At 29.1% G+C, this 13,129-nt stretch carries 9 protein-coding genes and 3 tRNA genes; all 12 read right to left on the bottom strand.

Going from position 1 to position 13,129, the window contains the following annotated elements; genetic code table 11:
- Positions 1 to 245 precede the first annotated feature (245 nt).
- Positions 246 to 1,751: a lysine--tRNA ligase gene (gene lysS / locus QZ321_RS07880; RefSeq protein WP_291750191.1), complete on the bottom strand. Its 1,506-nt coding sequence runs from the start codon at positions 1,749 to 1,751 to the stop codon at positions 246 to 248.
- Positions 1,752 to 1,766: 15 nt separating this feature from the next.
- Entirely contained in the window at positions 1,767 to 2,249 is a 483-nt protein-coding gene (gene greA, locus QZ321_RS07885) for a transcription elongation factor GreA (RefSeq protein ID WP_291750189.1), read from the bottom strand.
- A 169-nt stretch (positions 2,250 to 2,418) separates the two neighbouring features.
- Positions 2,419 to 3,399, bottom strand: coding sequence for a tRNA dihydrouridine synthase DusB (gene dusB / locus QZ321_RS07890; RefSeq protein WP_291750185.1), 981 nt, complete (start codon positions 3,397 to 3,399; stop codon positions 2,419 to 2,421).
- A 4-nt stretch (positions 3,400 to 3,403) separates the two neighbouring features.
- Complete coding sequence (locus tag QZ321_RS07895) at positions 3,404 to 4,183, bottom strand: type III pantothenate kinase (protein ID WP_291750182.1); 780 nt, start codon at positions 4,181 to 4,183, stop codon at positions 3,404 to 3,406.
- A 129-nt stretch (positions 4,184 to 4,312) separates the two neighbouring features.
- Positions 4,313 to 5,983 (bottom strand): formate--tetrahydrofolate ligase, encoded by a 1,671-nt coding sequence (locus tag QZ321_RS07900; protein ID WP_291750179.1) that lies wholly within the window; start codon positions 5,981 to 5,983, stop codon positions 4,313 to 4,315.
- A gap of 190 nt (positions 5,984 to 6,173) precedes the next feature.
- A complete protein-coding gene (gene ftsH / locus QZ321_RS07905; protein ID WP_291750176.1) occupies positions 6,174 to 7,976 on the bottom strand; it encodes an ATP-dependent zinc metalloprotease FtsH in 1,803 nt (600 codons plus the stop codon).
- A 49-nt stretch (positions 7,977 to 8,025) separates the two neighbouring features.
- Positions 8,026 to 8,565 carry a hypoxanthine phosphoribosyltransferase gene (hpt, locus tag QZ321_RS07910; protein WP_291741781.1) on the bottom strand — a complete coding sequence of 180 codons (540 nt, stop codon included), beginning with the start codon at positions 8,563 to 8,565 and terminating at the stop codon, positions 8,026 to 8,028.
- Between the two features lie 4 nt (positions 8,566 to 8,569).
- Positions 8,570 to 9,967, bottom strand: coding sequence for a tRNA lysidine(34) synthetase TilS (tilS, locus tag QZ321_RS07915; protein ID WP_291750173.1), 1,398 nt, complete (start codon positions 9,965 to 9,967; stop codon positions 8,570 to 8,572).
- A gap of 193 nt (positions 9,968 to 10,160) precedes the next feature.
- Positions 10,161 to 12,545, bottom strand: a complete 2,385-nt coding sequence (gene spoIIE, locus QZ321_RS07920) for a stage II sporulation protein E (RefSeq protein WP_291750170.1) — start codon at positions 12,543 to 12,545, stop codon at positions 10,161 to 10,163.
- A 328-nt stretch (positions 12,546 to 12,873) separates the two neighbouring features.
- Positions 12,874 to 12,960 (bottom strand) — tRNA-Leu (locus QZ321_RS07925).
- Positions 12,961 to 12,965: 5 nt separating this feature from the next.
- Positions 12,966 to 13,042 (bottom strand) — tRNA-Met (locus QZ321_RS07930).
- 6 nt (positions 13,043 to 13,048) lie between these two features.
- A tRNA-Met gene (locus QZ321_RS07935) sits at positions 13,049 to 13,124 on the bottom strand.
- Positions 13,125 to 13,129: the final 5 nt, after the last annotated feature.

Here is a 13,129-nt window from a genome sequence, read left to right on the forward strand (position 1 = left end):
ACCTCCAGCCTATCGGTTAACAGCCGAGTGCTCCACCATTGAGCTATCGCGGAATGTCATTTCATAATTTATTATATCAGCTTTTATATAAAATGCAACCCCTTTTTTCTAATTTTTTTATTTTTTCTTTAAATTATTAATTTATACGCAATTATAATAAATATAAAATGATAAACTTAACAATTTAAATTAAGTTAATTATTTTATATTTTCATAATAAAAAACCACCTTACGGTGGTTTTTTATTAGTTTTGTGGTTTCATTGTAGGGAATAATATAACGTCTCTTATTGATGCTGAATCAGTTAAGAACATTATTAATCTATCTATTCCTATTCCTAATCCACCTGTTGGTGGCATACCTGTTTCTAAGGCACTCATGAATTCTTCATCTATCATGTAAGCTTCGTCATCACCAAGTTCTCTTTCTTTCTCTTGTTGAGCAAATCTTTCTCTTTGAACTATTGGATCATTTAGTTCAGAATATGCATTACATAATTCTCTACCGAATACGAAGCCTTCAAATCTTTCAGTAAACATTTCATCGCCTCTCTTTTTCTTTGTAAGAGGTGAGATTTCTACTGGATAATCTATAATAAATGTTGGTTGAATCATATGCTCTTCACAGAATTCTTCATATAAAGCATTTAATACTTCACCTTTAGTTACAGTATTTAATGGTTTTGGGAATTCTAAATGCTTTTCCTTAGCAATAGCTTGAGCTTCTTCATTAGAATTAATTTCTTTAAAGTCTACTCCTGCATATTCCTTAACAGCATCAACCATTGTTATTCTTCTCCATGGTGGCATAAAGTCAATTTCAGTTCCTTGGTAAGTAACTTTAGTAGTTCCATTAACCTTTTTACATACTTCTGCAACCATATTTTCAGTTAATTCCATCATATCATTATAATCAGCAAATGCTTGATATAATTCAATCATAGTAAATTCTGGATTATGTCTTACAGACATTCCTTCATTTCTAAAAGTTCTTCCTAATTCATAAACTTTTTCAAATCCAGCAACAATACATCTTTTTAAATATAATTCTGGAGCTATTCTTAAGAACATATCTAAATCTAATGTATTATGATGAGTAATAAATGGTCTAGCAGATGCCCCACCAGCTATAGTTGCAAGCATTGGAGTTTCTACTTCTAAGAATCCTCTATTATCTAAGAACTCTCTTATACCTTTTATTATTTGACTTCTCTTTATGAAAGTAGTCTTAACTTCTGGGTTAGTTATTATATCTACTTCTCTTTGTCTATATCTTAAATCAGGGTCTTTTAATCCATGCCACTTTTCTGGAAGTGGTTTTAAAGACTTACATATTAACTCTAAGTTTTTAGCTTTAACAGAAATTTCTCCTGTTTTAGTTTTAAACACTTCTCCAGTACAAGTAACCCAGTCACCTAGGTCATTAGTCTTGTATTGCTTTAAAGCCTCTTCTCCAACTTCATCGATTTTTATAAATAATTGGATTTTACCATCTCTATCATGTATATCAGAGAATACAACTTTTCCTTGGCCTCTCTTAGACATAATTCTACCTGCAACAGTAACTTCTTTACCTTCTAAAGCTTCAAAGTTATCTTTAACTTGTTGTGAACTATGTGTTCTATTAACTTTATATACATCAAAAGGATCCTTTCCCTCTTGTTGTAATTGAACTAGCTTCTCTCTTCTTAATCTTTCTTGTTCATTGAATTGTGATTCTAGTTCTTGTATGTTCATTTCTTCAGTTGACATTCACTATACCTCCAATTAGTCTCTTCTAATTTCTAAGACTTCAAACTTACTTATTCCACTTGGAACTGTAACTTCTACTATATCTCCAACTTTCTTTCCTATTAAAGCACTACCTACTGGTGATTCATTTGATATTTTAAAATTCATTGGATCCGCTTCTGCCGAACCAACTATTGTATATTCAACTTCTTCATCAAATTCGTAATCCATAACTTTAACTATTGATCCTACTGAAATCTTATCTTTAGGAATTTCACTTTCATCAACAACTACAGCATTTTTTAACATATTTTCTAGCTGAATTATTCTTCCTTCAGTAAAAGCTTGGTCGTTTTTAGCTTCATCATATTCAGAGTTTTCACTTAAATCCCCATATCCTAAAGCAACTTTTATTTTTTCTGTAATTTCTTTTCTTTTTACTGTCTTTAAATATTCTAATTCCTCTTCAAGCTTTTTAACACCTTCGTAAGTCATTATAAATTTTTTTGATTGACTCATATCTTTCTCCCCTTCAAAGCTTAACTGTATTCATCTATATAATACAAAAGCTTAGTAATCTTAAAATCATTTTAACTATTATAAATCAGGCTATTTCATCTGTCAATAAAATAACTAACTATTTTAATTCTTCTATATTATTACAATATTAATAATAAATAATACATTTTTATAAATAAAAATCTTTTAATTCATTCTTATAATCTTTTAATATATTTATAACTTCTTCTGTAGAAGATAAGTTATTTACTATATTTCTTAGTTCACTACTTTTAGGTAATCCCTTTAAATACCAAGCAGCATGTTTTCTCATTTCTCTAACAGCTTTAAATTCTCCATCATATTTAATTGCTAATTCATAATGTCTTAAGCACATATTTATTTTTTCTTCTGCACTAATAGGTAATATCTCTTCACCTTTTAGTACTCTCTCAATTTGATTAAATATCCAAGGATTTCCCATACTTCCTCTTGCTATCATTATCGCATCACAATTAGTTATTTCTTTCATTCTTAAAGCATCCTCTGGGGTAAATACATCTCCATTTCCTATAACAGGAATTGAAACAGCTTTCTTTACTTTAGCTATTATATCCCAATCTGCCTTCCCTTCATACATTTGCTTTTTAGTTCTTCCATGAACAGCAATTGCATCTGCTCCTGAATATTCCATCATCTTAGCAAATTCTACTGCATTAATATTGTCCTCATCATAACCTTTTCTAAATTTAACTGTAACAGGCTTATTTGAAACCTTCTTTATCTCACTTACAATTTCACCAGCTAATTTAGGATTTAACATTAATGCTGAACCTTCTCCGTTTTTTGTTATCTTAGGTGCTGGACATCCCATATTAATGTCTAAAATACATATATCATCCATTTTATTAAAATGACTTTGTACTACTTCTGCCATTACTTTAGGATCATTTCCAAAAATTTGAGCCGCTACTGGCTTTTCCTCGTCAGCTATTCTTAGAAGAGATTGTGTGTTTTCACTTCCATAATATAATGCTTTTGCACTTACCATTTCAGTATAAACTAATCCACAACCCATTTCCTTACATAGTCCTCTAAAAGAAATATCAGTAACTCCTGCCATAGGCGCTAAGAAAACACTTTTTTCAAAATTAAGGTTTCCTATTTTCATTTATTTACTCCTTATTTTTATCATATAGTATTCTTAATCCTTCTAATGTTAAACTAGAATCAACTTTATCTATTACATCTGTAGATTTTGAAATTAAATTTGCTAATCCTCCCGTTGCAATTACATAAGGGTTTTCAAATCCACTTTCAATCATTTCACTTTTTATCTTATTAACTATATACTCTACTTGCCCTATATACCCATACAATATACCAGCTTGCATACTTGAAACTGTATTTTTACATATTATACTTTTTGGTAATTCAAGTTCTACTCTTGGTAGTTTTGCTGCTCTTTCAAATAAAGCATCTGAAGATATTCTTACACCTGGACAAATACATCCACCTAAATAATTACCACCTTCAGTAACTGCACAATATGTAGTTGCAGTACCAAAATCAATAATTATTACATCTCTTCTATATATTTCATGAGCAGCAACGGCATTTACTATTCTATCTGCTCCAACTTCCTTTGGATTATCATATTTAATATTTATTCCAGTCTTTACACCAGGGCCTACAACTATAGGGTCTATATTAAAACTCTTTTTCATCATATTCTCTAAAGAATGCATTATATTAGGTACAACAGAAGAAATTATTATTCCCTTAACTTCCTTTGGATTTAAATCATTTTGATTAAATAGCTGTATCATTTGTATACTATATTCATCTGAAGTCTTTTTAGAATCAGTAGAAATTCTCCATCCTGCTATATAATCATTATCCCTATAAACTCCTATAACTATATTGGTATTCCCCACATCTACCAGTAGAATCATAAACCGCACCACCTTAACATAATTAAAGCAGCCCTAAAGCTGCTTTTATCGTAATATTAAACAATAATTAAAACTTAATTTAATTTTAACAATTACATACTATTTGTCAAGTGTTGTAAATTTTAAAAATTAAAATAGCCCTATAATTTCTCCATTTTCTAAAATATCCATTCTATTAGCTGCTGGAACCTTTGGTAAACCTGGCATTGTCATTATATCTCCAGTTAAAACTACTATAAATCCTGCTCCATTTGATACCCTAACTTCCTTAACTGTTATATCAAAATTTTCAGGTCTTCCTAATAATGTTGGATTATCAGATAACGAATATTGAGTTTTAGCCATACAAATAGGTAACTTATCTAATTCAAATTTTTCAAGCTCAGCAATTTGTCTATTAGCTGCTGGTGTATATACAACATCTCTTGCTCCATATATTTCTCTAGCAATAGTTAAAATTTTGTCCTTTACTGAATTATTTTCATCATATAATACTTTAAAATTAGATTGTTCATTATCTAATACTTCATTTACTATATTAGCTAACTCTAATCCACCTTCTCCACCTTTGGCCCAAACATCACTTAAAGCTACTCTTACATTTAACTTTTCACAGAAATCTTTAATAAACTGTATTTCTTCTTCAGAATCTGTTACGAACTTATTAATAGCAACTACAACTGGAACGTTATACTTCTTCATATTTTCTATTTGTTTTTCTAAATTAACAATTCCCCTAGCTAATGCTTCAACATTTGGAATATTTAATTCTTCTTTTTTAACTCCTCCATGATGCTTTAAAGCTCTCATAGTAGCAACAACAACTATACAGTTTGGATTTAAATCACCATATCTACACTTTATATCTAAGAATTTTTCAGCTCCTAAGTCAGCTCCAAAACCACCTTCAGTAACAACAACTTCACCTAGTTTTAATGCCATCTTTGTTGCAACTATAGAATTACAACCATGTGCAATATTAGCAAATGGTCCACCATGAATTATTGCTGGTGTATTTTCTAAAGTTTGAACTAAATTAGGTTTAACAGAATCTTTCATTAATAAAGCCATTGCACCTTGAACTTCTAATTGCTTTGCGTATACAGGATTTCCATCTAAATCATATGCAATTAATATATTTCCCATTCTCTCTTTTAAGTCTGATAAACTTGTAGCTAAACAAAGAATAGCCATTATTTCTGAAGCAACAGTTATCATAAATCCATCTTCTCTTAAGAATCCATTAACCTTTCCACCCATTCCTACAACTATGTTTCTTAAAGCTCTGTCATTCATATCCATTACTCTTTTAAATATAATTCTTCTTGAATCAATTCTAAGAACATTTCCTTGATGGATATGGTTATCTATAGCAGCACATAATAAATTATTCGCAGTAGTAATAGCATGCATATCTCCTGTAAAATGTAAGTTTATATCTTCCATAGGTACAACTTGTGAATAACCACCACCAGCTGCACCTCCCTTCACTCCAAAAACTGGTCCTAAAGATGGTTCTCTTAAAGCTATTATTGCTTTCTTTCCAGTTTTACATAAAGCTTGCCCTAGGCCTACCGTAACAGTTGATTTTCCTTCTCCAGCTGGGGTAGGATTTATTGCAGTAACAAGAACTAATTTCCCATCTTCTTTATTCTTGTTTTTATCTAATACATCTAATGAAATCTTACATTTATACTTTCCATAAAGCTCTATGTCATCCTCATTTAAATTTAACTTTTCCGCAATTTTTACTATAGGTTCCATTTTTGCTTCTTGTGCTATTTGAATATCACTTTTCATAAAATACTCTCCTTAAATCTTTCAAATTTTAAATATAGTTAAATTATATCATTGTAAATTTTATTTTAAAACACCAAATCGAATATTTTTATTAATTATATTAATAAAATTCGTATTTATACCTATATTATCAACTTTTTTTATATAAAATTTCGTATTATATTAAAAAAGTAGCCTCTCGGCTACTTTTTTAATTTGCATCAAATATCATTTCAAATTCTTTACCATCTATTTTTTCTTTATCTAACAGTTCTTTTGCTACTGCATGAAGTTTATTTATATTTTTCTTTAAAAGATCTTCTGCTCTCTCATATGATACTTCAATAAACTTTTTAACTTCCCTATCTATTTCAGCACCAATTTCTTCACTAAAGTTTCTTCCTCTACCAAGATCTCTACCTAAAAACACTTCATTATTATCAGCACCATATGAAATAGTTCCAATCTTATCACTCATTCCATATTCCATTACCATAGCTCTAGCTATTGAACTTGCTCTATCAATATCATTTTTAGCCCCTGTACTTATATCTCCTAAGATTAGCTTTTCAGCAACTCTTCCGCCTAAAAGTCCTACCATTTCATCTTGTAATTTTTCTTTAGATGTATATGCTCTATCTTCTGTTGGTAAATGCATAGTATAACCACCAGCCATACCTCTTGGTATAATACTTATTTCATGGACTGGATCAGAATGCTTAAGACATTTCATTACTACTGCATGACCTGCTTCATGATAAGCAGTAAGTTTTCTATCATGTTCACTAATAGTTCTACTTTTCTTTTCTGGTCCTGCAATAACTCTAGTTATTGCTTCTTCAAATTCTTCCATTCCTATAGCCTTTTTATTTTTTCTAACAGCTAAAAGTGCAGCTTCATTTGCTAAATTTTCTAAATCTGCTCCACTAAATCCAGGAGTCCTTTTAGCTAAAACTTCTAAACTTACATCAACAGCTAAAGGTTTCTTATGTGTATGAACTTGTAATACAGCTTCTCTTCCTTTTCTGTCTGGTCTTTGAACAACTATTTGTCTATCAAATCTACCTGGTCTTAATAACGCTGGGTCAAGTATATCTGGTCTATTTGTAGCAGCTATCATTATTATACCTTCATTTGCTCCAAATCCATCCATCTCAACTAACAATTGATTAAGTGTTTGCTCTCTTTCATCATGACCACCGCCAAGTCCAGCACCTCTTTGTCTACCAACAGCATCAATTTCATCTATAAATATTAAAGCTGGTGAATTTTTCTTTGCTTGCTCAAATAAATCTCTAACTCTTGATGCTCCAACACCAACAAACATTTCAACAAAATCCGAACCTGAAATACTAAAAAATGGCACACCCGCTTCTCCAGCAATAGCCTTTGCAAGTAATGTTTTACCTGTCCCTGGAGGACCTACTAATAAAACACCTTTTGGTATTCTAGCACCCATTTCAGTATATCTAGACGGTGCCTTTAAGAAATCAACAATTTCCTCTAATTCTGCCTTTTCCTCATCAGCTCCAGCTACATCATCAAAAGTTACTCTTTTTGCATCTGGAGACATCATCTTAGCCCTGCTTTTTCCAAAGTTCATTACTCCTTTTCCACTACCTCCACCTTGTGATTGTTGTGTAAAGAAAAATATAAATACTAAAAATAATAATATTATTAAAACACTAGGTATCACACTAAGCCATACACTATTATTAGATGGTGCGACATATTCTATCTTAACATCATTTTTTGCATATTGACTATTTAACATTTCCACCATAGAATCTGGTGCATATACTGTAAAGTTCTTATCATCTCTTGTTTGTCCTGTTACAATCATTTTATCAGGGTCTACTTTAATGCTTTCAATTTCGTTATTTATCCATTTTTGTTGGAAGTCACTAAATACTATTCTATCAGAACTACTTTCCCCCTTTAAAAGGAATGATGCAGCAAAAAATAATAATATTATAGCTATTATCCATACAGTAGCACTTGAATACTTTTTCATTCAAGGCCCCCCTTTCTTTATATATTTATTTTAAAAATATTAATTAAAATTACTTTTCATAAACTTCTCTTTTTAATATACCTACAAAAGGTAAATTTCTATACTTTTCAGCATAATCAAGTCCATATCCAACTATAAATTCATCTGGAGCTTCAAATCCAATATATTTGCAGTTTATATCCACTCTTCTTCTAGAAGGTTTAGTTAATAATGATACTATTTCAACAGAATTAGCATTTCTAGCCATTAAGTATTTTAATAAATAATCTAATGTAACTCCACTATCCACAATATCTTCTACTATAATTATATCCTTACCCGAAATTTCATGATCTAAATCCTTAAGAATTCTAACCACACCTGTAGTTTCTGAAGATGTACCATAGCTAGATACTGCCATAAAGTCAATTTCACACGGTATTGATATATTTTTAATTAGTTCTGCTGCAAAAATTACAGAACCCTTTAAAACTCCAACAACTAATAAATTCTTTCCCTTATAGTCTTCACTAATTCTTGTTGCCAATTCCTTTATTTTATTATTAATAACTTCCTCACTAAATAATACTTCCTTTATATCTTGTAACATAATCTTATTCCTTTCTATCTATTGTTATTTTTAATATTTTTTTTGTATCTTTTGTTACTTTAAATAATTGTGATGTTTTGCATCCAACGACCCAAGATATTTTATCATCAAAGCATAAAATAGGGATACTATCTCTATATTCTCTTGATATTTTTAAATCAATAAAAATATCTTTAAGCTTTTTACTCCCATTCATACCTAATGGTACAATTTTATCTCCATCTTTTCTGTATCTTATCACAATCTCTTTTTTTATATTATCATAATCAAATAACTTTATTAAGTTGTTTTTAGGAAAATTTCCCTCTTTTTTATTATCAACTATTTCAAAAGTAATATCATAATTATCAAAAGTAATTTTATTTACAAGCTCATCTTTATTTATCCTAATTTCATAATCCTTACTTATATTTTTCTTCCCTGTATTTTTAATACTAAAAATAATATCACCATATAAATTTTCACATATTATTCTATTAGTTAAATTAATCTTCTTTCCCGTACCCTTACCTGCTAAATTAACAATTTCATATATATGTTTCATTTCAAAGTTTTGATGAGAATTAGAAATTTCTTTAAATGCTCTTATCACAACTCTAGTTATAATTGCATCCATTTCTTTCTTAAATAATTCTTTTGATACTTTTAGCTTTTTATCATAATTTTCACAATAAATATTATAACATTTTTTGGAATATTCTTCTATAAATTCATTATCTTTTTGTAATAATAATGTCATTCTATTAAATGTATCAATTATATCTTTATTAAAATGTTCCTTCATATAAGGTAATATATCTAATCTAACTTTATTTCTACTATAAATCCTTTCATAGTTACTAGCATCTATTCTTGGATTTAACTTTTTTTCTTCACAATAGCCTTCAATTTCTTTCCTATTTAAACATAATATAGGTCTAATAACTCCGTCTTCTCTTTTAGGCTTTATACCAGTTAATCCTTCTAAACCTGTTCCTCTCATAATTCTCATTAAAACAGTTTCTGCTTGATCATTTGCATTGTGAGCCACAGCAATCTTATTATAATTATATTTATTTCTTATCTCTTCAAATGCCGTATATCTTTCATTTCTTCCAGCTACTTCCAAAGATACATTTGAATCTTTAGCAACATATTCTATATTTATTCTTTTTACATAATGTTTTATTCCTAATTCATCACATAAATTAATTATATATTTTTCATCTGCATCAGATTCATTACCTCTTAACATATGATTTATATGAATAGCTCCTAAATCTAAATTAAATTTATCCTTTAATTCATATAAAATATGTAACAAACATACAGAATCTGGGCCACCTGATAAGGCAACTAATATTTTATCTTCTTGTTTTATAAGTTCGTTTTCTTTTATATAATTTATAACTTTATTTAACACATGCATTCTCCTATTTTTTAATATAACTCTATAATACATTTACATTTTTTTAATGTAAACACAATATGCACTAAGTTTATAATTAAATAAATTTTATAAATATAAAATAAAGATGCTTCAAAAATGAAGCACCCCTTAAAGTTTTTTATAATAATTTTTTCTATACAATTTATTTAAGTATAATAAACTCTAATTAACAAGAATAAAGTTTTGAAACAACTACAGTCATATCATCAAGAACTCTTCCATTACACTTCTTCTTAGCTAATGCTAAAATTTCTTTAGAAATTAATTCGGGATTGTTTTGCTCTCCTTCTAAATAACTTACTATCCAAGAATAATCTCCAATATTAGCTTTATCAACATCTGTTACTCCATCACTTATTGTAACTATTATATCACCATTTTTTACTTTTCTCTTAACAGGTTTAATGCTTATGTCATCTACAATTCCAAAAGGTAAAGATGAACTATTAATAACTTCAACCTCTGCACCTCTTTTAATAAAACTCATGCTAGCTCCAACTTTTATAAATTCTATTTCTCCTGTATATAAATCTATAGAATTCATATCTAATGTAGTAAATTTTTCATCTTCACTAAATTTCATTCCCATTATAGAATTTACAGCATTAAGCATTGTTGATTCACTAAATCCACCTTCCATAAACTTCTCTATTAATTCTATTGCAGCTTCGCTTTCTAAACCTGCTTCAGGACCAGAACCCATTCCATCACTAACTATAGTTACATATTCACCAACTTTATTTTGTCCAAAACTATAACTATCTCCAGAATACTTTTCTCCATCTTTAACATTAAATGCTACATGAGAAGCTACATTATACTTATAAGATTCTTCTATTGTGATTGAACATTCCCCTGTTTGTGGATTAATCTTGCATCCTTCATCTGCAATGCTTAAAGGAGTTCTCACCAACTCACTAATAATAGGAATAATTGATTTTCTACAATAATTCTCGCCATCGCTACTACTTACTTTAATTTTTATTTTTAAACGACCTTTTCTATCTGTATACGAATAAATATTTTCATATCTAATATGATTTTTTGCTAATGTTTTTCTTAATAATTTATCAATTTCTAAACAACTATTAACATTATTATTAAAGTCTCCAAGTATACTAGAAACTGTGTTTGCCATATTATTTATTTGACTTGCAACAACACTTCTACCTTCTATAAGTCTAGATTTTAAAGCTTCATTTATTGTATAAGTTGAAAATAATTCTTCTGCACTTTTTAACAATGTACTTCTTTTTACACATTTCACATTTAAATCCTTAGGTAAATATACATTTTTACTTTCGCAACTTAACATAAGTTCTCCAAAATCAGAAAATGTACTATGAAGCTCTCTTCCCCAACATTTATTATTCATTTCACAATCTTGGCATACTCTATCCGCCAAACTTTCAATCATTGCAGTTCCCTTATTTTTCATAAGTAATTTTTCATTACCTGATAAACTTTCAATAGATGCTGCAACTGCAGTTAACGATCCTCTTAATGATTCTAGTCTATCTACAAACTCTAATTTTATCCCTTCAACTTGAGCATCACTTATTATTTTACTTTTTTCTTCATTATTAAGTTCTCTTAATATTTCTTTAATGGTCTTTTCAGGTATAAGCAACATAATAGCACCTGCTATAGAAACCTCTATAATTGATTGTACTGTTATATTGCCTGTGTAAGTTAATATCATAAATAAAGATATAAAATAAGCTAAAATTGAAAAAATCTTTCCAGTTTCTTTAAAAACACCTACAATTAATCCACATATACTATACATAGTAGTTACAATCAGTAAATCATTATTAGCAATGCCTATTATTATTCCCATTGTTATCCCTAATATTGCTCCTGAATTACTTCCAGAGGCATATGCTGTTGTAATTACCATAGCTAATGCAACTATTGTTCTTATTTCAACTCCAAATAAAGTTAAATTTCCTATTCCAGCTATAACTAAACAACTTAATATAGCTATACTAATCAATTCTTCTGTAGAATAAAAATAATTGGTATTTATCTCCTTCATACAACCAATAGCATAATTAAGTATATAAAAAACTGGTATTATTACTGCAGTTTTAGTCAAAGAAAAAATTAAATTTATTTCAAAACTCTGTTCTCCAAATAATAAACCTATAGCTAAAGATGTTATAGTTAGAGCTAAAAATACAATTCCATTTTTAAATTCTTTATTTAAAGTATTAAAAACAATTTTACTTATTAATACTGCTGTTGATAAAGAAATACAAAGTATAACATCTATTGTTTTGCTTCCTCCACTTAAATATCCAACTAAAACAGCTATAAAAATTAAAGATAAATTTTTTATGTCATTTTTCTTCGCTAACGCCAAAAGATAAGCTATTCCAAATGGAGCCAAATATAACCCTTCCACAAATCCAAATCCTACTCTACTAATCATAGTTCCTGAAACTATAGTTAATAGCATTATAAGCATTCCTTTTTCAAAGCTTAATTTCTTCTTTGCCTTTTCACTATCTACCTTTCTGTAACTAGGCACCTCAATACCATAATCCATATTTATCATTCTCCTCATAAAATTCCTAATAAAATAATATCATTTTTTTTTAGAAAGTTATGTCAATTAATGTTAAGTATTTTCGTATTTCGTAAGACATAGTTCCTTTTTTTTCTAATAAAAATTTTAATATTTTCTATTTATAAACTTTAATCATTAAATTTAAATATGAATATACGTTTTTTATAGCTGTATTTTCAACAGCTATTTTGGACTTTTTGTCGTAAAAGTAATAATTTTACAATAATTATTTAGTAGTAAAATGGGGATTATACTCACATATTTATTTTTAAAATAAAAAAGAGATACAAATTATTTTGTATCTCTTTGGTGCTGAAGACCGGAATCGAACCGGTACGGTATCGCTACCGCAGGATTTTAAGTCCTGTGCGTCTGCCTGTTCCGCCACTTCAGCGTATATGGTAGCGGAAATAGGACTTGAACCTACGACACCTCGGGTATGAACCGAGTGCTCTAGCCAGCTGAGCTATTCCGCCATATTTTGGTTGCGGGGGCAGGACTTGAACCTACGACCTTCGGGTTATGAGCCCGACGAGCTGCCAACTGCTCCACCCCGCGTTATT

The organism is uncultured Clostridium sp., from assembly GCF_910588715.1.
Lineage (GTDB): Bacteria > Bacillota > Clostridia > Clostridiales > Clostridiaceae > Clostridium.

What these genes read in the sequence shown, in the direction of transcription:
- lysS (WP_291750191.1), bottom strand. Translation starts at nt 1,751, where the DNA reads ATGTCAACTGAAGAAATGAACATACAAGAACTAGAATCACAATTCAAT.
- greA (WP_291750189.1), bottom strand. Translation starts at nt 2,249, where the DNA reads ATGAGTCAATCAAAAAAATTTATAATGACTTACGAAGGTGTTAAAAAG.
- dusB (WP_291750185.1), bottom strand. Translation starts at nt 3,399, where the DNA reads ATGAAAATAGGAAACCTTAATTTTGAAAAAAGTGTTTTCTTAGCGCCT.
- QZ321_RS07895 (WP_291750182.1), bottom strand. Translation starts at nt 4,183, where the DNA reads ATGATTCTACTGGTAGATGTGGGGAATACCAATATAGTTATAGGAGTT.
- QZ321_RS07900 (WP_291750179.1), bottom strand. Translation starts at nt 5,983, where the DNA reads ATGAAAAGTGATATTCAAATAGCACAAGAAGCAAAAATGGAACCTATA.
- ftsH (WP_291750176.1), bottom strand. Translation starts at nt 7,976, where the DNA reads ATGAAAAAGTATTCAAGTGCTACTGTATGGATAATAGCTATAATATTA.
- hpt (WP_291741781.1), bottom strand. Translation starts at nt 8,565, where the DNA reads ATGTTACAAGATATAAAGGAAGTATTATTTAGTGAGGAAGTTATTAAT.
- spoIIE (WP_291750170.1), bottom strand. Translation starts at nt 12,545, where the DNA reads ATGGATTATGGTATTGAGGTGCCTAGTTACAGAAAGGTAGATAGTGAA.